Annotated in this window: 24 protein-coding genes and 6 pseudogenes; 16 read left to right on the top strand and 14 right to left on the bottom strand. The window is 69.0% G+C overall.

What is annotated here, in order from left to right:
* The first annotated feature begins 32 nt into the window (after positions 1–32).
* The 3 genes from B085_RS49425 (at position 33) to B085_RS0121030 (ending at position 2,725) form a co-directional block, all read left to right on the top strand.
* The gene (locus tag B085_RS49425; protein WP_158689791.1) at positions 33–476 is read left to right on the top strand and encodes a hypothetical protein; all 444 of its coding nucleotides are present in this window, start codon (positions 33–35) and stop codon (positions 474–476) included.
* A 336-nt stretch (positions 477–812) separates the two neighbouring features.
* Positions 813–1,659 (top strand): IS5 family transposase gene (locus tag B085_RS43255; protein ID WP_420706614.1). Its coding sequence is split into 2 segments (ribosomal slippage): positions 813–1,585 and positions 1,584–1,659, totalling 849 coding nucleotides; the frame shifts between segments, so codons are not numbered across the junction.
* Between the two features lie 187 nt (positions 1,660–1,846).
* Positions 1,847–2,725, top strand: coding sequence for a GNAT family N-acetyltransferase (locus B085_RS0121030; RefSeq protein WP_018560557.1), 879 nt, complete (start codon positions 1,847–1,849; stop codon positions 2,723–2,725).
* Positions 2,726–2,901: 176 nt separating this feature from the next.
* Here the strand turns inward: B085_RS0121030 and B085_RS43250 are convergent.
* The 4 genes and pseudogenes from B085_RS43250 to B085_RS0121010 all read right to left on the bottom strand — a co-directional run.
* Positions 2,902–3,123: pseudogene (locus tag B085_RS43250) on the bottom strand (integrase core domain-containing protein); the annotation flags it as partial.
* A gap of 54 nt (positions 3,124–3,177) precedes the next feature.
* Positions 3,178–4,173 (bottom strand): IS110 family transposase, encoded by a 996-nt coding sequence (locus tag B085_RS43245; protein ID WP_234018628.1) that lies wholly within the window; start codon positions 4,171–4,173, stop codon positions 3,178–3,180.
* A gap of 235 nt (positions 4,174–4,408) precedes the next feature.
* Positions 4,409–5,167: an IS3 family transposase gene (locus B085_RS43240; RefSeq protein WP_234018630.1), complete on the bottom strand. Its 759-nt coding sequence runs from the start codon at positions 5,165–5,167 to the stop codon at positions 4,409–4,411.
* Between the two features lie 5 nt (positions 5,168–5,172).
* Positions 5,173–5,499, bottom strand: a complete 327-nt coding sequence (locus B085_RS0121010) for a transposase (RefSeq protein ID WP_026251281.1) — start codon at positions 5,497–5,499, stop codon at positions 5,173–5,175.
* Between the two features lie 458 nt (positions 5,500–5,957).
* Between B085_RS0121010 and B085_RS43235 the strand changes: the two genes are divergently transcribed.
* Entirely contained in the window at positions 5,958–6,326 is a 369-nt protein-coding gene (locus B085_RS43235; protein WP_018560553.1) for a hypothetical protein, read from the top strand.
* Between the two features lie 428 nt (positions 6,327–6,754).
* On the opposite strand, the gene cynS is transcribed toward B085_RS43235, so the two are convergent.
* Together cynS and B085_RS0120995 are read right to left on the bottom strand one after the other, a co-directional pair.
* The gene (gene cynS, locus B085_RS0121000; RefSeq protein ID WP_018560552.1) at positions 6,755–7,225 is read right to left on the bottom strand and encodes a cyanase; all 471 of its coding nucleotides are present in this window, start codon (positions 7,223–7,225) and stop codon (positions 6,755–6,757) included.
* 109 nt (positions 7,226–7,334) lie between these two features.
* On the bottom strand, positions 7,335–7,970 hold the full coding sequence (locus tag B085_RS0120995) for a carbonic anhydrase (protein WP_018560551.1): 636 nt from the start codon (positions 7,968–7,970) through the stop codon (positions 7,335–7,337).
* A gap of 127 nt (positions 7,971–8,097) precedes the next feature.
* Between B085_RS0120995 and cynR the strand changes: the two genes are divergently transcribed.
* Complete coding sequence (gene cynR, locus B085_RS0120990; RefSeq protein WP_018560550.1) at positions 8,098–9,006, top strand: transcriptional regulator CynR; 909 nt, start codon at positions 8,098–8,100, stop codon at positions 9,004–9,006.
* A gap of 720 nt (positions 9,007–9,726) precedes the next feature.
* On the opposite strand, the gene B085_RS45775 is transcribed toward cynR, so the two are convergent.
* On the bottom strand, positions 9,727–10,290 hold the full coding sequence (locus B085_RS45775) for a hypothetical protein (protein ID WP_018560549.1): 564 nt from the start codon (positions 10,288–10,290) through the stop codon (positions 9,727–9,729).
* A gap of 152 nt (positions 10,291–10,442) precedes the next feature.
* Here B085_RS45775 and B085_RS0120980 point away from each other — a divergent pair, with 152 nt between their 5' ends.
* Together B085_RS0120980 and B085_RS50105 are read left to right on the top strand one after the other, a co-directional pair.
* Entirely contained in the window at positions 10,443–11,183 is a 741-nt protein-coding gene (locus tag B085_RS0120980) for an ISAs1 family transposase (RefSeq protein ID WP_324603877.1), read from the top strand.
* Between the two features lie 111 nt (positions 11,184–11,294).
* Positions 11,295–11,654, top strand: coding sequence for a hypothetical protein (locus B085_RS50105; RefSeq protein WP_199789227.1), 360 nt, complete (start codon positions 11,295–11,297; stop codon positions 11,652–11,654).
* Here B085_RS50105 and B085_RS47240 read toward each other — a convergent pair.
* Together B085_RS47240 and B085_RS49420 are read right to left on the bottom strand one after the other, a co-directional pair.
* Positions 11,636–12,280, bottom strand: a pseudogene (locus tag B085_RS47240) (transposase family protein); the annotation flags it as partial. The gene B085_RS50105 and the pseudogene B085_RS47240 overlap by 19 nt on opposite strands.
* Positions 12,281–12,404: 124 nt before the next feature.
* Positions 12,405–12,590, bottom strand: coding sequence for a hypothetical protein (locus B085_RS49420; protein ID WP_158689790.1), 186 nt, complete (start codon positions 12,588–12,590; stop codon positions 12,405–12,407).
* 555 nt (positions 12,591–13,145) lie between these two features.
* On the opposite strand from B085_RS49420, the gene B085_RS51485 reads away from it, so the two are divergent.
* Positions 13,146–13,712: a glycine-rich domain-containing protein gene (locus B085_RS51485; protein ID WP_267881093.1), complete on the top strand. Its 567-nt coding sequence runs from the start codon at positions 13,146–13,148 to the stop codon at positions 13,710–13,712.
* Here B085_RS51485 and B085_RS0120970 read toward each other — a convergent pair.
* Positions 13,699–13,953: an SCO4225 family membrane protein gene (locus B085_RS0120970; protein ID WP_420706617.1), complete on the bottom strand. Its 255-nt coding sequence runs from the start codon at positions 13,951–13,953 to the stop codon at positions 13,699–13,701. The genes B085_RS51485 and B085_RS0120970 overlap by 14 nt on opposite strands.
* A 304-nt stretch (positions 13,954–14,257) precedes the next feature.
* Between B085_RS0120970 and B085_RS51700 the strand changes: the two are divergent.
* The 3 genes and pseudogenes from B085_RS51700 to B085_RS47230 all read left to right on the top strand — a co-directional run bounded on the left by B085_RS51700 (position 14,258) and on the right by B085_RS47230 (position 15,775).
* Positions 14,258–14,705 (top strand): annotated as a pseudogene (locus B085_RS51700) (SDR family NAD(P)-dependent oxidoreductase).
* On the top strand, positions 14,702–14,998 hold the full coding sequence (locus tag B085_RS51695) for an SDR family oxidoreductase (RefSeq protein ID WP_018560543.1): 297 nt from the start codon (positions 14,702–14,704) through the stop codon (positions 14,996–14,998). The pseudogene B085_RS51700 and the gene B085_RS51695 overlap by 4 nt, the downstream one beginning before the upstream one ends.
* Positions 14,999–15,322: 324 nt before the next feature.
* A complete protein-coding gene (locus B085_RS47230; RefSeq protein WP_199789224.1) occupies positions 15,323–15,775 on the top strand; it encodes a hypothetical protein in 453 nt (150 codons plus the stop codon).
* A gap of 424 nt (positions 15,776–16,199) precedes the next feature.
* On the opposite strand, the gene B085_RS0120955 is transcribed toward B085_RS47230, so the two are convergent.
* A complete protein-coding gene (locus B085_RS0120955) occupies positions 16,200–16,571 on the bottom strand; it encodes a hypothetical protein (protein WP_026251280.1) in 372 nt (123 codons plus the stop codon).
* A gap of 193 nt (positions 16,572–16,764) precedes the next feature.
* Between B085_RS0120955 and B085_RS0120950 the strand changes: the two genes are divergently transcribed.
* Complete coding sequence (locus B085_RS0120950; RefSeq protein ID WP_018560540.1) at positions 16,765–17,733, top strand: ArsR/SmtB family transcription factor; 969 nt, start codon at positions 16,765–16,767, stop codon at positions 17,731–17,733.
* An 801-nt stretch (positions 17,734–18,534) separates the two neighbouring features.
* On the opposite strand, the pseudogene B085_RS47220 reads toward B085_RS0120950, so the two are convergent.
* The 3 genes and pseudogenes from B085_RS47220 to B085_RS0120935 all read right to left on the bottom strand — a co-directional run.
* A pseudogene (locus tag B085_RS47220) lies at positions 18,535–18,789 on the bottom strand (transposase family protein); the annotation flags it as partial.
* Between the two features lie 79 nt (positions 18,790–18,868).
* Positions 18,869–19,663 (bottom strand): LmeA family phospholipid-binding protein, encoded by a 795-nt coding sequence (locus tag B085_RS0120940; RefSeq protein WP_018560538.1) that lies wholly within the window; start codon positions 19,661–19,663, stop codon positions 18,869–18,871.
* Positions 19,660–21,936: an MMPL family transporter gene (locus tag B085_RS0120935; RefSeq protein WP_018560537.1), complete on the bottom strand. Its 2,277-nt coding sequence runs from the start codon at positions 21,934–21,936 to the stop codon at positions 19,660–19,662. The genes B085_RS0120940 and B085_RS0120935 overlap by 4 nt, the downstream gene beginning before the upstream one ends.
* 416 nt (positions 21,937–22,352) lie before the next feature.
* Between B085_RS0120935 and B085_RS0120930 the strand changes: the two genes are divergently transcribed.
* The 4 genes and pseudogenes from B085_RS0120930 to B085_RS0120920 all read left to right on the top strand — a co-directional run bounded on the left by B085_RS0120930 (position 22,353) and on the right by B085_RS0120920 (position 25,020).
* On the top strand, positions 22,353–23,033 hold the full coding sequence (locus B085_RS0120930) for a response regulator transcription factor (protein WP_018560536.1): 681 nt from the start codon (positions 22,353–22,355) through the stop codon (positions 23,031–23,033).
* An 11-nt stretch (positions 23,034–23,044) separates the two neighbouring features.
* Positions 23,045–24,415: pseudogene (locus B085_RS51690) on the top strand (sensor histidine kinase); the annotation flags it as partial.
* A gap of 23 nt (positions 24,416–24,438) precedes the next feature.
* Positions 24,439–24,618, top strand: a pseudogene (locus B085_RS50925) (DUF6009 family protein); the annotation flags it as partial.
* Between the two features lie 144 nt (positions 24,619–24,762).
* Positions 24,763–25,020, top strand: coding sequence for a type II toxin-antitoxin system Phd/YefM family antitoxin (locus B085_RS0120920; RefSeq protein ID WP_026251279.1), 258 nt, complete (start codon positions 24,763–24,765; stop codon positions 25,018–25,020).
* The last annotated feature ends 65 nt before the right edge of the window (positions 25,021–25,085 follow it).

The raw sequence follows: 25,085 nt of genomic DNA, 5'->3' as shown, positions 1-25,085 counted from the left end.
CGTTCCTCCGACCTACGCGCTACGGTGCGGGCATGGATGAACTGGCCGGCGAGCCGCTCACGGAAGAGGACTACGCATCCGTACTCGCGGCCGCGAAGACACTGTCCGGCCGATATCGAAGCGGCTGGACGCTCAACGAGGCGCTGGCCAGGTGGCGGCTCGTGGTGAAGGACGTCGAAGCAGGCTTCGATACCCAGTGGATCTGGGAGTACCACAACGAGCTGGCCTGCCGAGATTGGCTAGCCGAAGCTTGGCCGATCCTGTCTGCGAGGGTGCGAGCCGTCCGCCAACCCTTCCTTGATACTTGGGATGATCGATTCATCGCCGCCACAGCGCCCATGCGGCAGACCCCTGCGGTCTCCGGCAGACGGGATCGGTGGTGGCACGGCCGCTATCCACGCGTTGTTACCGGTGATCCCAGCGAGGATCTACCCGCACCGTGGTCGCCAGCTCCGACATTCATCGAAGATGACTGACCATAAGAGGTGCCTCCACGCGCCCAGACAACCAGGCGGGGCCGTCTCCGGGCCGTCCGAGGCAAACCAGGCTTGACAGGCGATGACAACCAACCACGGCGTCGGCGCAGGTCAGAAGGCAGGCGCGATGTTGCGGCGCAGGTAGGAAGCTTGGCTCATCATTTCCAGAAGAACTGATCGAGAGCCCGATGCACCGATCATTGAGGCTCCCGATCAAAATTACCCCGCCAATCGCGCGACTTGCTGACAGGGCTCTCTCTGGCCAGCTGGGAGCCATCAGCGCGCTGCTAGGCCGTGTGTCGAAAGTGGATCTCAAGGCGTGAATGATCTTGGTTCATGGCGCGGGGAGATCTCACGGACAATCAGTGGGCGGTGTTGGAACCGTTGTTGCCAAAGGGCGTGAAGGCAGGTCGGTCGCCTGTCTGGTCTCGGCGGCGGCTCATCGACGGCATACGGTTCCGGGTCCGGACCGGTGTTCCATGGCGGGACGTACCCGTCGAGTACGGGCCGTGGGGCCGGATCTACGACCTGTTCCGCCGGTGGCAACGGGATGGCACCTGGCACCGGGTCCTCACCCAGCTCCAGTCCCTGGCCGATGCGAAAGGTGCGATCACGTGGGACCCGAGCGTCGACTCCACGGTGTGCCGTGCCCATCAGCATGCGGCCGGGGCCCGGAAGCGGGGTGACCTGAAGAAGGAGTTACCGGGTGGTGTCTTTGCCGAGCCTGGTGATCACGGGCTGGGGCGTTCGCGCGGCGGGTTCACCACCAAGCTGCACCTGGCCGTCGAGCAGGGGCATAAGCCCATGTCGATCGTGGTGACGGCCGGGCAGCGTGGAGACTCGCCGCAGTTCGAACCGGTGCTGGAGAGGGTTCGCGTGCCCCGCATCGGGCCGGGCCGGCCACGCGTCCGCCCCGATCGTGTGCGGGCCGGCAAGGCGTACGCCTCCCGCAGAAACCGCGCCTACCTGTGCCGACGTGGCATTCGCGGCACCATCCCGGGCAAGGTCGACCAGGCTCGCAACCGCAAGAGACTCGGCGCTCACGGCGGCCGGCCGCCCAAGTTCGACGCCGAGGACTACAAGCTCGGCATGCGGTCGAACGTGGCATCAGTCGAGATACGACAAGCTCGCGGTCCGCTATGAGGCGACCGTCCTCGTTGCGGCCATCAACGAGTGGCTGTGACCACGCACGCGCACCGCCTTTTCAATAACCCGTTGCCCAGAAGTCAATCGGCCAGCTAGGTTCGCCCAGCCGTCCGCATCGGTGCAGGCCGGCGCTGTCGACCAGGAGGTGTGGAGCACATGCGCACGAGTGCCCAGGAGCTGAGCTCGCGTACCGACCTTTGCCACCTCCTCACGACGGAGACACCTTGTCCCTTCGCATCACCCCACTGACCGACCCCGCTCACGGGCCGCACGGCCGGCGTCTCGCCTGGCTGGCCTCGGACACGGACTCCATCCCTGCCGGGACCGCCTTCTTGCGCCTGCTCGACGGCGGACAAGAGCACCTCGCCGAGCTCGACCTCCGCGTTCATCCCGCGGAGCGCCGCAAGGGCGTCGGCTCCCGGCTCCTCGACACCGCCGTGGCCACCGCCCGGGACAACGCCCGACGCCGCGTCGTAGCGCAGGCCGAAGCCGGATCGCCCGGCGACCACTTCCTGGCGGCACGCGGCTTCCGGAAGGTCCTCACCTTCAGGTACACCCGCCTGGCACTGGCCGACGTGGACACCACCATCCTCGCCGGAATCGTCGAGCGTCCGCACCCCGGCTACCGGCTGACGTCATGGCAGGGAACCGTCCCCGACGAACTCGCCCGGACGTTCGCCGCCTCACGCCGCGCCATGGACGACATGCCCATGGACGACGCCGAGTACGGCACGGTGGCCTGGGACGTGGACCGTGTGCGGGCTGCGGCGAAGGCCGTCGAACAGCGCGGCGACCGCCTGCACACCGTCGTCGCCATCGACGCCTCCAACGGCTCGATCGCGGGGTTCACCGAACTCGTCATCCCTGGCAACGGCGCAGGTGACGGCCAGCACTACGGCACGGGCGTGCTGCCCCAGCACCGTGGTCACGGCCTCGGCCGATGGATGAAGGCCGAGTCGATCCGGCAAGCCCATAGGGACTATCCGAACCTCGATGGCCTCCGGACCGACACCGCCGACAGCAACGCGCACATGCGACAGATCAACGACGGTCTCGGCTACACACCCACGCACACGACACACCAGCATCAGCTCGACCTTTAGCAGAGAGCGGGCGGGCCGGACCGGGGCATCACCCCGCCCGGCCTGTCCGCGCTTTCGATACACGCCCTAGTGCTCGCCTGGTGGTCAGGAGTGTTCGGTGATCTATTCCTGCGGGACGAGCGCGTCGCCGTCGCGCCAGTTGTAGCGAATGAACCGTTCCGGGTTCGGTAGAGGTCTCAGATGGTGGTTGCGACCTGCGATTTTGTGGCTGCGGTGTAGTAGGCGGCCTCGTATTCGACGCGCGGGACGTGGCCGATCTCACCGTGGAGTCGGCGGTGGCAGTACCAGTCGATCCACTCGGCGGTGGCGAGCTCGACCTGGGAGAGTGTCTTCCAGGGTCGGCCGGGCTTGATGAGTTCGGTCTTGAACAGGCCGATCGTGCTCTCCATCAGGGCGTTGACGCTCCTATACTTGTCAACTCCCTGCTGAGGTCGTCCGTGGGGCGGGTCGGATCAGGTGGTAGACCTCGCGGATGACGTAGCGTTTGAGGCATCGGATGATCTCGCGTTTCGTCTTGCCTTCGGCGGTGCGGCGGCGACGTAGTCGATCGTGGGCTGGTGGAACCGCATGCGGACGATGACGGTTCGGTAGATCGCGGCGTTGAGCTGGCGGTGGCCGCCGTGGTTGATGCGATGCCGGCCGCTGGTCATGCCGGAACCGGTGGGCACGGGTGCGATGCCCGCGAGCTTGGCGAGAGCGGCCTCGGACTTGATCCGCTCAGGGTTGTCTCCGGTCACGACGAGGATCTCCGCGGCCGTGTCCACGCCGATGCCAAATGGCTCGAGCAGCTGCGGGGCGACCCGCTGTACCAGGTCGCCGATCATCTTCGTCAGCTCTTTCGCCTCGGCGTCCAGGTACTGCCACCGCTTGGCGAGCGTCCGCAGGGTGTGACGAAGCGCGTCCTCAGGGCCTTCGAGACGGCGCGGACGCAGAGCGGCCAGCTGTCGTGCCAGGCTGATCTGGGTCTTGCCTGCAGTCTCCCGGCGCAGGGTGTCCGGGGCGTGGACGAGCATCGCCTTCATCGTGACCATCGCACTGGCACGCTGTTCAACGGCCTGGTCATGGGCAATCTTGAGCTGGCGGATCATCTCGGCTCCGCCGTCGGCGGTCTTCGGCGTGGCAGTCGCGAACCCGGCCAACACCGCGCGGGCGGCATTCTCTGCGTCCAGGGTGTCGGACTTGCCATTCATGCGTCGCAGTCGCCGGTCCGGTCGGCCGGCCTCGACCACCTTGTGGCCGGCCCGGCGCAGAAACGAGGTCAAGGTGGCGCCGTAGGAGCCGGTGCCCTCGATCCCGAAGGCCAGCACAGTGCCGAACGAGGCGCCCCAGTCCGCCAGTTGCTGGAAGCCGCCGGTGTCGGTGGGTATCGTCAAGGTGGCCAGGATCCCGCCGATCGTGTCCATCACCGCCGCGACGTGAACGTGTTTGTGGGTGTCGACGCCGATCACGACATGCCCGGACCTGGGCTGTTCACTGTGGTGCACGGTTGGTCCCTCCGGTCGCTAACGTGGGGTTCACGCTGTCGCCGGTCGGACGGACAGGACTGTCACGGGGACGCTTTGGCGAGTCGGCTCCAGGCTCCTATCAGGTCACATCCGTCCGGCGGCAGCGCTTGCTGCGTGCCCGGCCGGGCGGTCGGCAGATCAACGCCAGGACACCCGTAGGGTCAGTCATAAGCAAGAGTCAGACCGCCTCAGCCGGGACTACCCGATCCTTGCGGGATCCGGTGCGAAAAGACTGACAGTCGTAAGCATCGCCGACCGATCCGATCGACGCGGCGATACCGGCCTGGTCGAGGTGCTCGGCGAGCGCGAACGATGTGTATTGCGACCCGGCGTCGCTGTGATGTATCAACTCGCCCTGTATATAGGGGTGTCCGTCGCGGTCGCGTTGCCACAGGGCCATCTCCAAGGCGTCCAGGACGAGCTTGGTCTCTTTGGAGGTTGCGGCGGACCAGCCGACGATCCGGCGGGAGAAGGTGTCCACGACGAAAGCGACGTAGACGACGCCGGCCCAGGTCGAGATGTGGGTGAAGTCGGCGACCCAGCAGCGGTTGGGGGCGGTGGCGACGAAGTCGCGGTCGAGGAGGTCCGGGGCGCGCTCGGCGGCCTGATCCGGGATCGTGGTGACGACCTTCCTGCCGCGGACCGAGCCGGCGATGCCCAGCTCGCGCATCAGCCGCTCGACGGTGCAGCGGGCCACGGGATGGCCCTGGCGGTTCAGCTCCCGCCAGATCTTCCGGGCTCCGTAGACACGGTAGTTGGAGGCGTAGACCTCGTGGATCAGCTCTTTGAGTGCGGTGTCCCGCACCGTGCGGGCAGACGGGGACGCCAGGCGTTGCTTGTGGGCGTAGTAGGTGGAGGGTGCGATCTGGCAGTCGTGCTCGGTGAGCGTCCTGCAGATCGGCTCGACGCCGCCGAAGCGGTCCCGGTGCTCGTCGATGAACGCTACGAGCGCAGATGTGGCCGGTCGAGCTCGGCCGCGAAGAAAGACGCCGCGGCCTTCAGGATCTCGTTCGCACGCTTGAGCTCGGCGATTTCCTTCTTCATCGCCTTGACCTGCGCGGACTCCTCCGTGCTCGTCCCCGGACGCTGCCCGGAGTCGATCTGGTCCTGCCGGACCCACTTGCGCAGCGTCTCGGTCGAGCCGATACCCAGCTTCTGAGCGACCGCCTTCAATGCGGCGGACTCGTTCGGGTAGTCGCCGAGAACCTTGGCGACCATCCGCACCGCACGTCGGCGCAGCTCAAGCGGATAGGAGGAGGGTCGTGCCATGACTCGAATCCCTACACGTGTTCGAGTCTCCACCAAACCCGGAACGGTTCAGATCGACCGGCCGGCCGGCCTCCTCCCTAGCGACGTCGTCATGCAGCTCCAGGCTGACGGCCCCGTCGGGACGCTCCCGGGCGCCGCGCAGCAATTCCAGCAGTGCCCACTTTGCTTGGTAGAGGTACCCGAGCGCAGAAGCAGTTGCGTCGTGCGGGCTTGTCGAAGACGCCATGATCCAGTCTCTCTACCGATGACGCAGCGTGTCCAGGTGTATGCACGTGGCATCCGGTAGGCCTGCCCGATCAGCATCAGGCCCGCGGTCTATGACGTTGCGGTCGCTGTGGCGCCGAATCCTTGGGCTGGGGCCGATATTCGTCGGTCACCGGACCGGATGCGCGTGCGCGCCCGCTGACCTGGCGGTCGGCGGGCGCGCTGATCAGCGAGGTCGGTGGAACCGGCATCCTGTGAGGCCTCATGCCCACGACTCACCTACGCAGCGGATTCTGGCGGTCTTCGACTGGCTGTTCCGCTGGTTCAGCGAGCCGGACTACCGCGGCTGCAGCTTCATCAACTCCTTCGGGGACCTGGGAGTGACGTCCCAGGCCGTGGCCGACATCGCGAAGGCCCACAAGGATGCCTTTCGGCGCTATCTCGCCGATCTCGTGGCCGCCGCAGACGCGCCCGCGTGGCCGACCGACCAGCTCGTTCCCCTCGCCGAGGGCGCGATGACCACAGCGGCCATCTCCGGGTCTCCAGAGCCCGCCCGTCACGCCAAGGACGCCGCCCGCACCCTGCTGCGGGCCGCTCACGCAGACGTGGCCACCGCTGCCTGAGCACGCCGTCGCCTCCACTCACAGCCCGGGTGTCCGTAGGGGCACCCCGGCCCTTTGCAGCTCGGTTCGGGGCGTTGGGAAACAGAGCGAGGACAGCTTGAACGGGGTCGGCGATGCTGTGCGGCAGCCGCCAGGCCCCGAGCGCGGCGCCATGGCCGGCTCGCGTGACGCCTGATTCGGGCGCGGAAGACGCTGACGGCACGCTGACACCGCCCCGTCTCTACACGCTCGGCGCTCCGCCGTCGTCCTGACTGATCCCGTGGCCGGAGTGAGCGCAAGGCCCCGCCGCCTCACCGCGACCCCATGTCGTGCTGGGGGCGCGGGAAGCGGCGGGGCCCCGTAGTGGTGGCCCTGGTCGCTCGAAGCGAATCGGCGTGCCGGCCCGGGCGCCTCATCGGCAGCGGCCGCCGGCACGGCGAACGGCTGGGTCAGAAGGGCTTGGTGGGCAGGTACTTGCCGTCCAGGGTGATCACCGCGCGCTCGCCGCCCTCGGGGTCGGCGACCTTCTTCACGTCGAGCTTGAAGTTGATCGCGCTGACGATGCCGTCGCCGAACTGCTCGTGGATCAAGGCCTTGAGCGTGGTGCCGTAGACCTGGACCATCTCGTAGAAGCGGTAGATCGTCGGGTCGGTCGGGACGCCGCCGGGGATGGAGCCGCGGACCGGGATGGTCTGAAGCAGTACGGCCGCCTCCTCATCCAGGTCCAGCAGTTCGGCGACCGCCCTCGCGGCGGCCTCCGGCAGGGGATGCTGACCCAACAGCGCGGCGGTGGTGAATGCGACCGACAGGCCGCTGACGTCGGCGAGCTGCTGCCAGGACAGGTCCTTGCGCGTCTTGGCCTCGACGACTTCGGCGGCCAGAGCCTGGCGAGCAGCAGGGTCGAACTGGGCGTGCACCATCAGGTGCTCCTTTCCTACATGCCGGCCCGCACCACGGCGGGCACAGCGGACTCCAACGGTCGGGGGACCAGACCGCCGGACGGCGGCCTGAGGAGAGGGGCAGGGCGGCTCAGGCCGCGAGGGCGGCGGATGAGCCCGTGCCGGGGTCGAGTTGGTCGACCGCGCCGGTGGCAATGTCGTAGACCCAGCCGCGTAGCGTGAGCGTCTTCGCCGCCAGGCCTCGGCCGACGCAAGGATGCGTCGCCAGGTTCGCCAGCTGGGCGATCACGTTGCTCCGTATCAGAACGCTCACCTTGTCCTCCCCGGCCCCGGCCCCGGCCCCGGGCTCGGCACTGGCCGCGCGTGCCGCACGGGCCAGGGAGGCGTCCGCGTGTCGCAGCCAGTGGGCGACGGCCGGCAGGGCGGTGAGGTCGTGGTCGTCGGCCAAAGCGGTCATCGCACCACAGGCGGAATGACCGCAGACGACGATGTCGGACACGCCCAGGACGGCGACGGCGTACTCGATGCTCGCCGCCACCCCGTCAGCGCCGGGGGCGTAGGCGGGCACCAGGTTTCCGGCCGTTCGGATGACGAACAGGTCGCCCGGCTCGCTCTGCGTGATCAGCTCCGGTATGACACGCGCGTCGGAGCAGCTGATGAACAAGGTGCTGGGCCGGTGCGTGGTGGCGAGGCGCCGAAAGCGCGCCGCCTTGGCGGGGAAGACGCCTCGCTGAAAACGTGCGACTCCCTCGGCGAGGTCTTGCATGGTCACTCCTTTTGGCGAGTACCGAAGTCGTGTGGGACTGACGAGATCCACCATGCATGAGCTGTGCTCATAGCGTCCAAGACGCTCTGCGCATAAAATCTATTGGTGGCATCTATAGTGGGGTTTCATGGGCTTCGAACTGCGTCATCTGCGCTATCTGCTCGCCGTCGCCGAACACGGCAACTTCACCCGCGCTGCCGAAGCCCTGCACATATCCCAGCCCACCCTGTCGCAGCAGATCAGGCAGATGGAACGTGTGATGGGCGCGCAGTTGCTGGACCGTACCGGCCGCGCCGTACGACTCACCGACGCCGGTGAGACCTACGTCCACTACGCCCGTCGCGCCCTCCAGGAACTAGCCGCCGCCGAACGCGCCGTCCACGACGTGGCTGACCTCTCCCGCGGCAGCCTGCGTCTGGCGGTCACCCCCACCTTCACCGCCTACCTCATCGGCCCCCTCGCCGGGCAGCTCCAGGCCCGCCATCCCCACATCGGCCTGAGCATCAGGGAGATGACGCAGGACCGCATCGAGTCCGCCCTCCTTGCCGACGACCTCGATCTCGGCATCGCCTTTGACGGTTCCCACCTGCCCGGCATCACCGCAGGCAACCTGTTCACCGAAACCCTCAGCCTCGTCGTCGGCAGCCACCACCCCGACGCCGACCGCACCGGACCCCTAGCGGTGCGCGAACTGGAGGGGCGCCCTCTGGCCCTCCTCAGCAGCGACTTCGTCACCCGCGGGCACATCGACACGTACTTCGGCCGGCACCGCATCACACCGCACATCGCGGTGGAAGCCAACTCGATCCATGCCGTCACCGAAATAATCCAGCGCACCCCTCTGGCCTCGGTCCTGCCCGAGGCCATCGCCCGCGATCATCCCCATCTGCGCCCCGTCCCTCTCGACCCGCCTCTGCCCGAGCGCACCGTCGCTCTGCTCCGTCGCTCGGGCTCCTACCAGAGCGCCGCCGCCCGGGCCTTCGTCCGCCTCACCCGGCAATGGGTCGCCTCCAGCGGGTACCCCGCCTCCCCGTGAGACCGCGGAGACAGGTGCCCTCGCAGCGTCGCCGCCGTCCGCCTCGGATCCGACAAGGCGGCCCGACGGAGGCCGCTTTGGTCGAAAAAATCGGCAAGATCCCGGCGTGTCCGCGTCGGCGGACTTCACCGCCTGCCGGGCTGTCGGCTCGCCCTGTGCCGACGAACAGCCTGCGGCCTTGCCTGGTGTCCCGCTTCCCGCGCCCCCCAGCACGACATGGGGTCGCGGTGAGGCGGCGGGGCCGGACCGGCCATTCCCGGAGCGCGTGTCTCGACCAGCGGATAGGCGCGGCCGGCCGACAGGTTCCCGCACCTCAGACAGATGACAAGGCCGCAAGCAGCCCGCGTATGCGCGGGTGGGGCTTACCGGGACGGGCTCTCGTGCCGCTGGAGGAGTTCGGAGAAGAAGTCCGTAAGGAGCTGCTCGCCACCTGCCTTGGGTCGTGTCCCCCGTCGTGGTGTAGCCGATCACGCACTGGCGCTTCCGCTTCGGAACCGTCCGATACGTGCTGCTGCCGGCCGCTCGACGATCGCCGCTGGTCCCGGCTCAGAGAGACCCAACAGGGCCTCCGGCGAGCGAAATTCGATCCGCGACCTGGGGATTCCGCAAGCTTGATCGGCTACACCACGAGAAGGGACGCCATCCTGCCTTGGTCAGCTCCCAGCCGCCGAAGCGGTAGATCTCGTATCCGGCAAGCCCCCCCACTCACAGCTCTGGTTGTCAGCCAGCGGTGGCGTCGAGCCATCGCCGGGCAGCCGCCTTCTCCTGCTTCGGCGTTCTCGGATAGTCCGCCTTCCATTCCGCCATTTTCCGAAGATCCGCGAGATCCGAGAATCCGGTCGCCAGGACGCTGCCGACCGCGGCGCTGTGCGCGTAGCAGAAGGCGACGACGTCTCCGGCCAGGGACAGTGCGGTGAACTCCGGTTCGCCGAATCCGCTGCCGAGCGCGACGGCGGAACCGGCCCCCACCACGTCCCAGGATTCGGCCAGCCTGACGTGCGCCCACCACAGGTCGTTCCCGCCCTCCTGGAGCGGGACAGTTACCAGGAATCTCCGGTCGTCCCCGAAGAGGCCGCCTTCACGGGAGAGCTCGAACCAACCTTCGTTCGCCCGGGCGACAAGATCCGGGGTGTCGCGGCCGACGACCGAACGCGGCCATTCGCCGGACGGCGGCTTGTATCCCGTGGCCATGTTGGCGAGCGTCGGCGGGATGAGGGGGAGTTCCAGGTCCATCAGGCCCAGGAAGACCAGTCCGGCGGGGGCGAGTCGCCCAGCGTGGTCCATTGCCTCAACCTTTCCACACAAAGCAGTGCACGGCACCCATGAGGGACGCCGTGCACTGCTTTCTTTCTAACCTACTACCAGCGGTAGAGGCAGGGCGATTTCAAAGTCTGAGTGATCTTGAATGTGTGCAGGTCACTGCGATGTGACGATGTATGCGGGGTGCGCAACGCAACGCAACGAAGCTCCGTTGCGGAGGTGACCTTCCCAAGTCGCCTTCGCCCAACGGAGCGTCGATGTGCCGCCAGTCTGCCACCGTCTGCCTGACCAAGTCGCCCAGCCGTCAGCGTCGGTCGACCGGTCCGCTGGCGCTGCGGCTGCAGACGCTGGCTGATCCGCGCTCGCGGCGCGGGAAGCGTCACCCGTTCGTGGCGGTGCTGCTGGTGGCCTGCTCGGCAGTGACCGCCGGAGCGCAGTCCTTCGCGGCCATCGGGCAGTGGGCCAAGAACGCGCCGCAGGACGTTCTGACCCTTCTCGGGGCCCGCACCGCCACCGCGCTCGGTGTGCGGGTGGCACCGAGTGCAGCGACGATCCGCCGGGTCATTCTGCACACCTGCCCCGGCGGCCTGGCCGACCTGCTGGGATGCGAACCGGACGGCAGCCAGACGGTGGCTGTGGACGGCAAGAGCGCCCGCGGCTCGCGCCACGGCACCACCCCGGCCGCCCACCTGCTGGCCGCGATGACCGGCGGCGGGCAGAGCGTCACCCGACTGCGAGTGCCGGACAAGACGAACGAAATCACCTGCTTCGCCGCCCTGTTGAAGCCCTTCGACCTGACCGGCACCACCGTGACTGCAGACGCCCTGCACACCCAGCGTGACCACGCCCGATTCCTGGTGGAGGGCAAGAAGGCCCACTACGCGTTCACCGTGAAGAAGAACCATGATCTTCGTTGAGAAAACCTCACTGAGATCCTCAGTTCCGTCCGGTTGAGGACGCGTGCGCCGACAGGGTCCAGCCGACCCGGGGATGCTGGCTTGTCGGTGCTCGGACCTAGCATGCGGAGCATGACGCGGTATGTTGACGAGGATCGCCGCTGTGCTCACCGTCGGAAGGGTCGGCTTTTGAACGCCCGCCGGTGGATCGCCGCCATCTGGGCGGGATTGTGTCTTGCCGGCATCGCCGCCACCTCCGCCCTCAACGCCGGGATGCAAACGGACAAGCCGGAATCTCACACCGAGGAGCCGGTACGGACGGGCACACACGTCGTCGACTGCGAGGTGTTGGTCGACGACATCGAACAAGCCCGAGCCGACGCGGAGCGAGAGCGGCAGGAAGAGCCCTTGAAGGGCAGAGCCACCGCGAAGACTGTATGGGTGCCACAGGAGTGCGCAGACGAACTCGAAGTGCCGCGTTCGACGGGATAACGGAGCCGGGCGTGCGCCCGGTTCAGCGATCTTTGCCGGGCGGTGAGCTCCTTGCGGGGCGGGCGTCTGGTCGGAGTGGCGAAGGTGCCGCCGGCGCCGAGGTAGGCCAGGTCAGCCAGGGCGGGGATGCCAAGGCGGACGCAGGTGGTCACGATGCGGTGGGTGCGGGCCGCGGTCAGGTCGTGGGTCCGGCCGGGCAGAACGCGGGAGATCCACACGATCTCGCCCTGCGGGTCGGTGATGACCTACAGGTTCACACCGTGGCGGCGGTGCTTGCCGGAGGAGTCGGAGCGGCCGTCGCCGACCCGGTCGCACTCGGCGAGCGTGCCGTCCACCAGCACGTACTCCGCGTCCGCCTCGCGCAGGGCGCGGGTCAGGCCGGGAGCTCGGTGGGCCAGGAGATCGATGACCGCGTGCACGTAGGCGTGGGCGGTGCCGACGCTGATCCGGAAGCCGGCCGCGATCTGCGCGAGCGTGTCGTGCTGGTGCAGGTACACCAGCGCGACCAGGGCCCGCTGCGAGGGACGGAGCTTGCAGCGTCGGTCACCCTCCTGGGTGACGATCAGCATCGTCACCCACTCAACCAGCGCATGAGGCATGTCCAGTGCGGGAGGATACGCAACCAACGAGGCTCCCCGGCAAAAGAGTTGAGACGTCAGAAATCTCGCTCAACCGCCGAGGAGCCTCGTCCGTTTCGCGCCGGTCTCCAACCAGCCGGCCGTCACCCGATCGGTGGCCCCCTGAAAAGGCTCACTGTCCGACGATGCTCAACCGTTCGTCAGCGTGCTTCTCGCGGTCTTCGTAGCGGCTGTGGTTTGGCACCGCAACGTAGGGCGCGTCTTCGACCTGATCGGCCTCGTCGCCGGGCCTTGACCGGCGGCCCGGCGCATCGTGGAGCCCGTCCCGCCCCGCGCCTCCAGGGGTGCTCTGGATCACCCGGTCGGCTACTTAGAGTGCACGACGTGTCATGCGGGGCGACTCTTGCGGTGGGCTCGCTGCTCTCGATAGTGGCGGCTGCCGCCCGTGGCGGGGCCCCTTCCTGGAGGTGACGTGTTGTCTCGAATAGCCATACCTCGGACGTGGTGGGCGATGGCCGCGGGCGTGGCGCTGGCGTCCAGTGCTCTGACAAGCACCGCGTACGCCGGGAGCGCCGACGGTGGTCAGGCCGGCGCTGCGAAGCCCGGCGTCGAAGCTGGCCTCGCCGACCCGTGTTTCCTCTTCCCCTACTTCCCTGGATATTGCCCCAGCCGTCCGGGGCACCACGGCCATCCGGGACGCCCTGGGATTCCCGGCCCTCCCGGCCCTCCCGGGCCGCCTGGACCTCCCGGGCCGCCGGGAGCTCCAGGAGCGCAGGGCCCCGCCGGTCCCGCTGGGCCCGCTGGGCCTCAGGGCGAGACCGGCCAGCAGGGGCCCGCCGGACCTGCCGGACCTCAGGGATCCGTCGGCGAGCAGGGGCCTCAGGGGCCGCCCGGCACTTCCCCGGCGCACGGCTTGGAGGACTTCGACGAGGCCGGGGACTTCGTGGTCGCCGTGCCCGCAGGCGTTACCAGCGTCTTCGTCCAGGCATGGGGCGCCGGCGGGGGTGGCGCTGGATCAGACAGCATCCACACAGGAGGAGGTGGCGGCGCCGGGGGCTTCGCCTGGTGTGTCCTCGATACGACCGCGGTCTCCTCGATCCAGGTAACCATCGGCGCAGGCGGGGCGGGCGGCGCGCCCGGCATTGGCCAGGGTGGGACGGGTGGCGACACCGTCGTGGTCAGCGGCGTCAATGTCGCGACCGCCAACGGCGGCGGCGGGACCTCAGGACTTACGGGCGGTGGCGCCGGCGGCACGGCCACGTGTCCTGATCAGGGCACAACAAGGCAAGGCGCCAGCGGCGGGACCGGCACGATCGCCAACCCGACGGCCCCGGCAACCCCGGGCGGACGGCCGGCAGTGGACGGCGTAGTCCAGCCCGCGCCGCCGAACGCGGGCACCGGCGGAGACAGCGCTCCGGGTGGCTTTGGCATCACCCCCGGCCAAGCCGGTGGCAACGGATACGTCGTCATCTGGTGGTAGACCGCGCCCGCGCCCGCAGCCTGCGTGCGAGCAGGCCGAGCAGCACGGCGTTGACCAGCCCGGACAGTACCACCCCGATGAAGAAGATCAACGGGCTCAGCCAGCCGATCGAGGAGTAGTACTCAACGGGCGACGACACCGCCACCGCGAGGATGCTGAACGGCGCCGTGGCCATGAGCGGCCAGATCCCGGCGAACCCGGGATCCGGCAGCACGAACGCGGCGCACAAGAAGAACCCCAGCGCCAGTTGGCGAGCCGAAGGCGGCGGCGGTGTCGGTTGAGGCAGTCATGGTGAGGGGTCTCCGGGGCGGCTGGCCGACGCGCCCGCGGCCCCGGACGGAGAACTTCAGCTCAGGAACACTGAGACACGCGCGTCGTGGCGACTGGCGACACCGGACACCACAAGCCGCCGGAGACCGCCCGGATCGCATGAACCGCGCCATCGAGCGACCCTCACGCACGGTTCACACCAGCCTGGATTTATTGTTTGACGTAGCAACTAGATGTAGGCGGTTCTCGTGGTCCCGCCGAGGAGGAGAGCATCTATGGTGCAGCGGTTGGCAGGCAGGAACGCTCTGGTCACCGGAGCTTCGCGCGGACTCGGAGCGGGAATCGTGCGCCGGCTGGCGAGCGAGGGCGCGCACGTGGCCTTCACCTACCACCAGTCGAAGGACAAGGCGCAGGCCCTCGTCGCGGAGATCGAGGCGTCCGGTGGCCGCGCTCTGGCGCTCCAAGCCGACAGCGCCGACCGGTCGGCGGTCCGCCTCTGTGGAGAACACCGTCGCCTCATTGGGAGGTCTCGACATCCTCGTCAACAACGCCGGAGGCGCTTACGTAGCGCCGCTGGACGACTCCCCGCAGCAGGAGTACGACTGGATGCTGGCGGTCAACGTCACCGCTGTCTTCACCGCCATCCAGGCAGCCACCCCCCACCTCGGCCGGGGCGGGCGGATCATCAACATCGGCAGCATCACCGGTACCGCACCCAGATGACCGGGCTCGCTCCCTACGCCATGGTCAAGTCAGCGGTGACGGGACTCACGCGTGCGGCCGCCTTCGAACTCGCCCCGCGGGGCATCACCGTGAACAACATCCAGCCCGGCCCGACCAACACTGACGCCAACTCCGAGTCCGGCCCCTTCGCGGAGATCGTGACGGGCATGATTCCGGTCGGGAAGTACGCGCAGCCCTCGGACCTCGCAAGTGTGGTGGCCTACCTCGCCGGTCCCGAGGTCTGGTTCGTCACCGGCGCGAGCTGGAAATTCGACGGCGGCCACGCCCTCTGACCGGCTCCCCGCGGCCGCCACCTCGTTCTCTCGGCAGCCGTCGTCTTCCTCGCCATTCTCGGGCGCGGCTCGTGTTGATCGTCGACACTGCTCCGGGCCACCTGCGGACTTCTCTCCACTCGACTGTCCTGCGCAGGTCGAGGTTGCGCATTGCAGCTTTACCTTGCGTCCGCGGCGGCGGCCCAGTGCGGGGCCGACGCCGAGGGCGCCCCATGTGCCGTAGAGGCGTACGACGCCCGGAGGCGCCGCCTCGACGTCATGTGCCGGCCGGTGAAGCGACGTGGCCCGACCCCTCGGGGGCAATGGCTGACCTGCGACGACAACATGGCGTTCGTCGGACAGTTCCGCTCCGACGTGGTGGACACGGTGGCGTGGCTGCGCTCCGGAGGCGGCTTTCCGATGCCGTTCGATGACCTGTCCCCGGAAGCCACCCACCGGCGTCTCATGCAGCGTTCCGGCGCTGACGACGAGACCGAAGAGGAGTACGTGTTCCGCAGCCGGTTCCGGGTCTTGAGCTGGGGACCCACCACCGACAACGTGACCGCTTATCTCTTTCGTGACGCGGATCGCTTGGTGCTCACTGTTCAGTTCTGGCGCGAGGAACACCTGGTCAGGCATCCCCACCATGCAGGCCGGGTCTTTGTGGCGGAGGTCCCGGCCGAGGAGTTCGTCGGGATCCTTGAGGGTCTTGCGGTTGTGCTCGACGCCAGCCAGGATCAGGGGTCAAGGCCCGTCACCTTCCGCAGCATCAGCTTCGGGGAGCGTTTGGACCGGTAGTTAGATCATCGGTCGGCCAGGGGAATGACCGCTGGAATGCTCCGTCGGAGGGCTATCGATCCACGTCAGGCCCACCGAGGGCGAGGCGACAGCGTGGTTACGGGTCCGGATATGCAGATGCCATCCGCGATGAGCTTCGTTCCCCTGCGGAACCGCGGGTCACGGAGACAGCGCCGGCGAGCGTCCCGCCGGCGCTGCTCGACACGCTACGTAGTGCTTAGGGCCAGGGTGGCCCCAACCGAAGTGGCCCTCCAGGCGGCCTGGGCTGGTACAGGCGGATGTGGTGCCCTGCACAACGTGCAGATGCAGGGCCCCTCGGGCGGTGGTTGCCAGGCATCAGGAGAACTGCCACGGCGCATGGCGTGCCTGTGTACCCCGCTTGCTCCCCTTGCTTTCTAGGGGGAGAGTCGACGGGTGGCTGAGGTCAGAAGCCGCAGCCCTTGGTGGAGCCGTTGTTCGGCAGGAGGGAGTCCTTCACCCATCCGTAGGTCCCGTCGTGCCGGTTGTACAGGTAGGTCCAGCTCTCCCAGTTCGGGTCCCAGGTGTAGCAGTAGTAGTCCAGGCTGTCCCTGTTGTCGGCCCAGCCCTTGACGCCGCAGCCGGTGCTGGAGCCGCTGCGCATGTTCGCGGAGACGCCGGCCGTCATGCTGACGATGGTGGTGTCGAGGTTCGGACCGGTCTTGCCGCAGGAGGCGTTCGCGGACGCGGTTCCCGCGGTTCCGGCCACCAGCGCGGCCGGCAGGGCGAGCACGCCGACTGCCAGTGCTGCCAGCTTTGCCCGTCGTATCGTTCGCATGTCCCATCCTTGTCTGCCCCACCTCTGGGTGGCGGGCGCGCGAGGTTCCTCCAAAACGAGGCCCGGGGACTGGGCCCCGAGGGCGACCGGCTCCGTGCCGGCTGCCGACAGAGAGTCTGTTGTGCGACGGATCAAGGAGCCATGCCTTTCAGGTCTGGTCAAAAGACCGAGGTCCAGGCCAGGATCGGTCGGCATGATGCGCTTAGAGTTCACCGCGGCAGACCTGCGCAACCTCACCGTCACCGCTCCCCGGGCGCTGGAGGAGACCGCGCTCAGCATCCGGCGTCTGCGGATCGGACCAGTCGGAGTCCAACGCATTCGGCCGGGTCTGGCCCAGTGGCATCGACGTCATCGCACCCGTGCCGCAGCGCAGGCTGGGATCCTTCTCGACCTGGTCCCGCGCGAAGGGTTTCTGCCCGACTTCCTGCTGCCGCTGGCCGACGACCTCACTACAGGTGTTGACCTGGCTGCGCAGACGCCCGCTGAGCAACTGGCAGCGGACATCGAGCAACTGCCCGCTGCCGTGCGTACGCAACGCCGGCTGCGGGATCTGGCGGAGGGCACATCCCATGCGCGTCAGGGTCTGGCCAGGGATCTAAGGCGCTACTTCGACTCCTGCCTGGTCGACGTGTGGCCGCAGATCCAGGCCCATGCCGCCGCCGACCGGGCGCTGCGGGCAGAGACTCTCCTACGCGGCGGCATCGACGGCCTGCTCGCCACCCTCGGGGATCGCTGGCGCTGGGAGCCGCCGTTCCTGCATATCCCCTGGTCCGGCCTGACCGACGTCGAGGTGCCCCTGTGCGGACGGGGCCTGATACTGGTGCCCTCGTACTTCGGAGGTCCGGCGCTGATGTACCGGCCCGAGGATCCCACCGTGCTGATCTACCCCATGCATGCCGGAGAAGCAGCTACCCGGAGCGCGGACACGCTAGGTCCCCTCCTGGGCCGTACCCGCGCGGCGGTACTTGCCGCCGTACGTCAGCCCGCCAACACCACGACCATTGCTGAACGCGCATGTGTCTCCCTGCCGTCAGCGAGCCAGCACGCCACCGTTTTGCGCAATGCCGGCCTGCTCACCACCACCCGTACCGGCAGTGCCGTCCTGCATGCGCTCAGTCCCCTCGGAGAAGCCCTCCTGCGCGGCGACAGCGCCGCGTACTGAGTGTCTCCCGCACCACGCATCGAGCCGGTACTCAGGGGGCGCCTTCCCTCCCGGCGAAGGAATCCACCACGACGCTGGACGCACAGGTCACCGCCCCGTGCCGGGCTACGACCTGAAGAAGAAGGCGCAGACCATGGGGGTCAGCGCCGCCATGGTTCGCTCCCACCGCGACCGGGCCCGCCAGCGGATTGCCCGGGACCTCGAAACCCCCCTCCGGACGAACAGGAGTAACCCTCATGCGCGAGCCGCGCCGCCTCGACGACCTGCTGGCCGAACCCGAAATCCTCATCGACCGCGCCGGCGACGAGGAACTCGCCGCCTCCCGCCGCCGTATCGAGGCAGAGTTCGCCGCCTCCCGACACACCGCAGGCCTCGCAGGCGGCGCGCCGCCACCCCGCCCGGCCCAGGCATCCCTGGCCGCCTTCCTGGACCGCCGCGCCCGCCGGGGCGCGGCCCCCCCCCACGAACAGGCGGCCCGTGACCTGCGAGAACTGTGGGCGCTGGTGATCACCGGCGCCCACGCGGTGGACCACATCGCCCAGCTCGCCTCCTCACGGCAGATCAACCCCGACGGAGCCCTCACCTTCGCCTGCCTGCTGCACCTGGCCGACCGCGAGGACGACGCCGAGTTCCTCTGGCAGTTCTCCGCCGGCGCCGGCAAGACCGCCTCGGCCGCCTGCCTGTACCTGCTGCACCTCAAGCGCGGCGACGTGCGCGACGCCCGCCACTGGGCAGGACAAGCCCTGGCTCTGGAAAGCCAGGAAGCCAAGCCGCAGCGCAAGCGCAAGAACCGCAGCAAGGACCTCGCGTGGGGCACACCAGACGCCGCACCCGCACACGGAGCACCACTCGCCGCCCGTCGATCGGAACGTCGGCCACCGTCCGCCGGTGATAGCCGTGCACCCGTCCCGACGAGGCCCCGCCCACCGGACAGACCGCGGTGTCCAGCGGCGTCCGGGCCCGCACTACAATCCGCTCACCCTCGCCGGCCACATCCTCCATGACCAGCGGAGACGGGCCCGAAAAGACGAGCTGGACAAGCTCGTTGACCTCCATCACGCGAAAATCAACGACCCGCGCAACTCTCCGGCACCACCATGAGACAGGGCCGTCGACTGGACGGACCCGGCCTGGCTTACCTCGCCTTCAGATCTGTGGGCCCGCCGTCAAGTGTGATGCGGACGCCGGTGTTGGTGACGGTTGCGGAGGTGGCCTTGAGGGCGAGCGGATAGGCCTGCTTCGAGCCTGCACCGCCCGCGTTGCCGAGTTTGTCCTTGAGCTTGTCGACTCTGGCGTCGGGGGCCGGGCGTCCCATGATCTCCGCGCCTGTAACGGTGAACTCGACACGGCCCTTCTGGATGTCGGGGCGGATGTCGATCTGGGCCATGCCGCCGCCGACGCCGAGTTCGAGGGTGCCTGACGCCTGGTCGGGTGTCACCGAGGTCACGGGCAGTTGCTGGGCCGAGGACTTGACCATGTTCAGGATGGCGTCCGAGGACATCTGGATCTCCGCGTGGGTGCTGGTCACACTGCCGCCGGCCGATCCGCCGCCGAAACGCACGTTGTTGAGTTGTGCCTCCATGGAAGCGCCCGACACTTTGCCGAGCTTGAGGTTGTCGCTGCTGATCTCGACCCGCTCCAGGTGCTTGGTCATCAGGTCGACCAGTGCCAGTCCGCTGGTGTCGATGTCCACGTCCGAGCCCAGGTACTTCGCCGCGGAGTTCTCGATGCGGTGATGGATCAGTGAGCGGGCGGTCAGTTCCGCCGTGCCGGTCAGGAGCAGGGGTGTGGCGACGAGCGCGCTGATCAGAATTGTGGGCCGGCTGCGCATGCGGGTACGCAGCAGCCGGGACAGCCGCGATCGCTGGGCCAGGCGGGAGACGGAGGGCTGCGATGCGGGGGCCGGCGTCGTTCCGGTGCGTTTGGTCATCGGTGGGCTCCCTGGTACGTGGCGGAGTCCGGGAGCGAGCTGCCGACGCCGGTATCGACGGGGGGAGCGTGGCCCTCGGGGTCGAAGTGGGGCAAAATCCGGTCCAGCCATCGGGGGAGCCACCAGTTGGCCTGGCCGAGGAGGTTCATGGTGGCGGGCACCAGGATGAGCCGGACGACGGTGGCGTCCAGGATCACGCTGACGCCGAGCCCCAGCGCCATCATCTTGATCACGGTGTTGGACGACAGCAGGAAGGCGAGGAAGACGCTCGTCATGATCATTGCGGCGCAGGCGATGACGCGGGCGGTGGCGGACAGTCCGGTGGCGACGCTGAGGTGGTTGTCCTTCGTCTCCAGCCAACTCTCCCTGATGCGAGAGAGCAGGAACACCTCGTAGTCCATGGACAGGCCGAAGACGATGGCGAACATCATCATGGGCACGTAGGCCTCGATCGGCACCGTCTCGTCGACGCCGAGCCACGAGGAGCCCCAGCCCCACTGGAAGACGGCGACCACGACCCCGTACGCGGAGCTGATGGACAGCAGGTTGAGCACGGCGGCCTTGACGGCGATCAGCACGCCGCGGAAGACGGTCAGCAGGAGCAGGAAGGCCGCGCCCGCGACGACCGCGATGATCACGGGCAGGCGCTCGGACACCATGTCGCGGAATTCGAGCTGTGCGGCCGTGTTACCGGTGACGTAGCTGGTGGTGTCCTGCGCCGAGCCGGCTTTCGGTAGTACGTCGTCGTTGAGGCGGTGCAGCAGGTCGGAGGTGGCCGCGTCCTGCGGGCCGCTGTCCGGGGTGACGGTGGTGACCAGGATGGCGCCGTCCGGGCTCGGCCTCGCAGTGCTGACGCTCTGCACGCCGGGGGTGCCGGAGAGCGCAGAGTGCAGCCAGTCCGCCACCTCGGTGCGATCGGTGTCGGTGGCCTGCTTGTCCTTGTCGAGGGTGGTGACCACGGTGAACTGGCCGTTGGTGCCGGGGCCGAAGCCGTCCGCGAGCACGTCGTACGCACGGCGCTGGGTGGAGCCGGCCGGGGAAGCCCCCGGATCGACGTGGCCGAGGCGCATGGAGCCGAGCGGGATGCTGAGCACCCCGAGCACCATCAGGCCGAGCGCCAGGAACGTCCAGGACCGGCGGCCGACCAGCGCGGCCCAGCGGTGCCAGATGTCGCCAGCCGCGTCTGGCTCGTCGACCGGCTTGCGGACATGCCAGCGGTCGATGCGGCGGCCGGCGAGCCCGAGCAGCGCCGGGGTGAGGGTGAGCGCGGCGAACGCGCCGACGATCACGGTGATGCCCGCGGCCACGCCGAGCGTGCCGATGAACAGGACGTTGGAGGCGTACAGGCCGGCCAGCGCCATGGCCACGGTGATGGCGGCCACCAGGACCGCCCGGCCGCTCGTCGCCACCGTGCGGCCAACGGACTCGGACGGGTCGGACGCGGTATGCAGCACCTTGCGGTGCCGGGTGACGAGGATCAGCGAGTAGTCCAGGCCCACCCCGAGACCCATCATCGAGGCCAGCGTCGGTGAGGCCGCTCCGAACGTGAACAGGCCGGCCAGCATGCCGAGGCCGGAAAGGCCGGCGAGCAGTCCGATGACGGCGGTCAGTAGCGGCAGGCCAGCCGCGGCGACGCTACCGAAGCCGATGAGCAGGACGACGACGGCGGTGGCGAGGCCGATCACCTCCGATTCGCGGTCGGTGCCTTTGTCGTTCTCCAGCTTGCCCAGGGGGGCGGCGTAATCGACCTCGACCTGGGCGGCGCGCAGATCCTGCACCGCGTCGTCGACCTTGTCGAGGTACGACGTGTCGAAGGTCGCCGGGTTGTCGTCGAACCGGACGGTGATGTAGCCGGTGACGCCGTCCTTGGAGACGGCGCCCGGGGTGTCCAGCGGGTTCGCGACCGAGGACACCTCGGGAAGGTCCCCGAGCCGGTCCACCGCGGTGTCGACGGCGTCCCGGTGGGAGGCTAGCGAGCCGCTGTCGGGCTTCAGCGCGATCTGGGAGATGGCGCCCTGGGAGGCAGTCGAGCCGTGCTGGTCGAGGAGGTCGGAGCCTGTCTGGGCCGAGGTGCCCGGCAGCGAGAAGTCGTCCTCGTACACGCCGCCGAACGCGCGGTTGCCGGCGACAGCCGCGACGAGGATGAGTAGCCAGCAGGCGATGACCAGCCACGGGTGGCGGGCGCTCCACCGCCCGGTGCGGTGCAGCAGGCCTGCGGGCCTCGGTTCGTTCGGTGCGGGCGGCACGGTGCGGGTGCCAGCGCTGACGGCCATGTGCGGATCCTTACGGGGATGGGTACAGACGGGCGGGCGAGTGACGTCCGGTCGGTCTTGGTGCGGCGGGGCCTGGCGCGGGTGCGGGCCAGCAGCAGCCCTGCGGCCACCGCCAGCAGGCCCACGAGGAACAGCCCGCCCAGCCGGAGGGCGGGCGACTGGGCGGCAGCCGGCCTGGGCCTCGTGCGATGACTCCCTCACCTTCGGTGTCCTGGGGCCAGGCGGGCCCTGGCAACCACCGATGATGGGCACTGCCTGCAAGACGGGTGTTCGCGGAATGTTCGGGCAGTGTGAGGATCGGCCCACTGGCCCTCGCGGGCCCCGGGTGCGGGGGCTCTGACGGTTAGGCTCGATCAGCGATCAGCCGGTGTCCGGCTGGCGGCGCGGGGTGAGCCCGGTGGACGAGAAGGGCGGACATGCCACAGGACAAGGGCCTCGTACTGATCGTGGAGGACGAGGCGCACATCGCCGATCTGGAGCGGCTGTATCTGACCCGGGACGGCTTCGGTGTGCACGTGGAGAGCGACGGTCGCGCCGGTCTGGCGGCGGTCCGGCAGCTGCGCCCGGTCGCCATCGTGCTCGACCTCGGGCTGCCCGGCCTCGACGGCGTGGAGTTCTGCCGTCGGCTACGGGACGGCGGCGACTGGACGCCGGTCCTGATGGTCACCGCGCGCGACGAGGAAGCGGACCGGATCATCGGCCTGGAGCTCGGCGCGGACGACTACCTGACCAAGCCGTTCTCGCCGCGCGAGCTCGCCGCCCGGGTGAGGACGGTGCTGCGTCGGGCCGCCGGGCCGCCGGGGGAGCCGGTGCTGACGATCGACGACCTGACCCTCGATCCGTCCCGCCGGAGCGTCCACCTTGACGGCCGGCCCATCGAGCTGACCACGACCGAGTTCAACCTGCTCGCGTATCTGATGCGCCACCCCGGCCAGGTCTTCAGCCGCGCGCAACTGCAGGCCCACGTCTGGGGGTACGCCGACTACCGGGACGGCCGGGTCGTCGACGTCTACGTCTCCCAGCTGCGCGGCAAACTCCGCGGCGCCAGTCCCATCCGTACGGTCCGCGGGGTCGGCTACAGCGCGGACCCGACGTGAGCGAGCCCGGCATGCGAGCGGCGACGTGGCACAGGCTCGGGTTCCGGCGGCCACTGCGCGGCTCGCTGGCCGGCGACATCATCCTGCTGGCCACCGTGGTGGCGGCGCTGGCGGTCCTGCTGACGGGGCTAGTGGCCGGGTCCATGGCCCGTACGAACGCGGAAGCCCAGGAGCGTGACCAGCTCGGCCGCCAGGCCCAGGTCCTCAGCCGCCTCCCGGCGCTGTCCTCACTCCTCCTCGAAGGCGAGCAGCGCCTCGCCGGATCCAACGGTGTCCAGCTCGCCGTCGTCGCCGCGGGCGGCAGCGTCACCGGACCCTCCACCCCGGTCGTCACCAATGCCGGCCGCGACCGGCTGCTGTCCGGCCATGCGCTGTCCGCGACCGCCACCCTGGACGGTGAGACGGTGCTGGTTGAAGGGCGCCCGGCGCGCAACGGCGGCGCGGTCGTCCTCACACAGCCCATGACCGACGTGCAGCAGGCCGCTTCCCGCATCCGGGGCAGCATGCTACTGCCGATGGGCACGGGGCTGGTGGGCGCGGCCGTCGCCGGCGCGCTGCTGGCGCGCCGCATCGCCCGGCCGCTGACCTCGGCGGCGGCCGTCGCGCACCGGCTGGCGGACGGGGAGCGCGGGCTGCACCTGCCGCCGGCAGGGCCCACGGAAGCGGTCGAACTGAGCGGCTCACTGACCGCGCTCGACCAGGCTCTGACGCGCAGCGAGAACCGGCAGCGCGAGTTCCTGCTCTCCGTCTCCCATGAGATCCGCACCCCGCTGACCGTCGTGAAAGGCTACGCAGAGGCGCTCGACGACGGCGTGATACCAGCGGCGGACCTGCCCGCCGTCGGCCGCACCCTGGTGACCGAGACCCGCCGGCTCGAGGGGTTCGTCGGCGACCTGCTGCGCCTGGCCCGCCTGGAGGCGGACGACTTCCACCTCGACATCCAACCCACCGACCTGGGCGCGCTGATCGACGAGGCCGCGAAGACCTGGTCGCCGCTGTGTGCCCGGCACCACGTCGCATTCCGCCTCGAGCGACCGCAGTCGCCCGTCCTCGCCGACACCGACGGCTTCCGCGTACGGCAGATCGCCGACGGCCTCCTGGAGAATGCCCTGCGTGTCACCCCGGATGGCCAACCGCTCGTCCTGGTGCTGCGTACCGACGACGGCAACGCCGTCATCCAAGTCCGCGACGGCGGCCCCGGCCTGACCGAACAGGACGCCGAGGTCGCCTTCGAGCGCGGCGCGCTGCGTGACCGCTACCGCGATATCCGGCCGGTAGGCAGCGGCCTCGGCCTGGCCATCGCCCACCGCCTCACCACACGGCTGGGCGGCACCATCACCGTCCGCGGCCAGGCACCCGAGGGCGGGGCCTGCTTCACGGTCACGCTGCCACGCGGGCAGGCGAGCGATTCTGGCTCCTGCCGCATGACCGCGATCAGCAGCCCGACGGCCTGTACTCCACCGGCGCACCCTCCGAAGCCGTCGATCCCCGCACCATTGCCCCTCGCGTGAAGGGGTAAAAGACCGAGCGCTCGGAGGGCGGGCCAGCCTCGCCCGCCATGCTCGAACTCGGCATAGTGCTCCCAGCCGACCAGACCTGGGGCGGGGTGCTGCCGCCGCTCGTTCAGGAGGTCTTCAACTGGACCCTGTACCGGCCCGCGGTGATGGGTGCCCGGAGGTCATTGCGGCGGGTGTCCTCCACTTGCCGCGCAAAGTGCACACTTCAGTGCATGAGTGAGACGTTGCCGATCACCGAGGCGCGAGCCCGGTTCGGGTCGCTGGTCCGGCGGGCTTCCCACGCCCGGGAACGGATCACGATCACCGACCACGGACAACCCGCCGCCGTGCTGATCAACCCGCAGGAGCTCGCCGATATCGAGGACGCCCTGGCCCTGGCCCAATACCGGGCCCGGCAGGCAGCCGGCGAGACCACCGGTGTGCCGAATGACCGGGTCCGTGCCCGGCTCGGCCTGGAGCGGGCTTCTTGAGCTGGACGATCATCTGGGACGAAGCTGCCATCGACGCCGCCACCCGGTACCTCAAAGACGTAGTG

It is taken from the genome of Streptomyces sp. BoleA5, from assembly GCF_000373665.1.
GTDB lineage: Bacteria > Actinomycetota > Actinomycetes > Streptomycetales > Streptomycetaceae > Actinacidiphila.
The sequence above is the reverse complement of the archived record's forward strand: the minus strand, read 5'-3'. Positions and strand labels throughout refer to the sequence as shown.

What these genes read in the sequence shown, in the direction of transcription:
- B085_RS49425 (WP_158689791.1), top strand. Translation starts at nt 33, where the DNA reads ATGGATGAACTGGCCGGCGAGCCGCTCACGGAAGAGGACTACGCATCC.
- B085_RS0121010 (WP_026251281.1), bottom strand. Translation starts at nt 5,499, where the DNA reads ATGGCACGACCCTCCTCCTATCCGCTTGAGCTGCGCCGACGTGCGGTG.
- cynS (WP_018560552.1), bottom strand. Translation starts at nt 7,225, where the DNA reads ATGGTGCACGCCCAGTTCGACCCTGCTGCTCGCCAGGCTCTGGCCGCC.
- B085_RS0120995 (WP_018560551.1), bottom strand. Translation starts at nt 7,970, where the DNA reads ATGCAAGACCTCGCCGAGGGAGTCGCACGTTTTCAGCGAGGCGTCTTC.
- cynR (WP_018560550.1), top strand. Translation starts at nt 8,098, where the DNA reads ATGGGCTTCGAACTGCGTCATCTGCGCTATCTGCTCGCCGTCGCCGAA.
- B085_RS45775 (WP_018560549.1), bottom strand. Translation starts at nt 10,290, where the DNA reads ATGGACCACGCTGGGCGACTCGCCCCCGCCGGACTGGTCTTCCTGGGC.
- B085_RS0120980 (WP_324603877.1), top strand. Translation starts at nt 10,443, where the DNA reads ATGCGGGGTGCGCAACGCAACGCAACGAAGCTCCGTTGCGGAGGTGAC.
- B085_RS50105 (WP_199789227.1), top strand. Translation starts at nt 11,295, where the DNA reads ATGACGCGGTATGTTGACGAGGATCGCCGCTGTGCTCACCGTCGGAAG.
- B085_RS51695 (WP_018560543.1), top strand. Translation starts at nt 14,702, where the DNA reads ATGACCGGGCTCGCTCCCTACGCCATGGTCAAGTCAGCGGTGACGGGA.
- B085_RS47230 (WP_199789224.1), top strand. Translation starts at nt 15,323, where the DNA reads ATGGCGTTCGTCGGACAGTTCCGCTCCGACGTGGTGGACACGGTGGCG.
- B085_RS0120955 (WP_026251280.1), bottom strand. Translation starts at nt 16,571, where the DNA reads ATGCGAACGATACGACGGGCAAAGCTGGCAGCACTGGCAGTCGGCGTG.
- B085_RS0120950 (WP_018560540.1), top strand. Translation starts at nt 16,765, where the DNA reads ATGATGCGCTTAGAGTTCACCGCGGCAGACCTGCGCAACCTCACCGTC.
- B085_RS0120940 (WP_018560538.1), bottom strand. Translation starts at nt 19,663, where the DNA reads ATGACCAAACGCACCGGAACGACGCCGGCCCCCGCATCGCAGCCCTCC.
- B085_RS0120935 (WP_018560537.1), bottom strand. Translation starts at nt 21,936, where the DNA reads ATGGCCGTCAGCGCTGGCACCCGCACCGTGCCGCCCGCACCGAACGAA.
- B085_RS0120930 (WP_018560536.1), top strand. Translation starts at nt 22,353, where the DNA reads ATGCCACAGGACAAGGGCCTCGTACTGATCGTGGAGGACGAGGCGCAC.
- B085_RS0120920 (WP_026251279.1), top strand. Translation starts at nt 24,763, where the DNA reads ATGAGTGAGACGTTGCCGATCACCGAGGCGCGAGCCCGGTTCGGGTCG.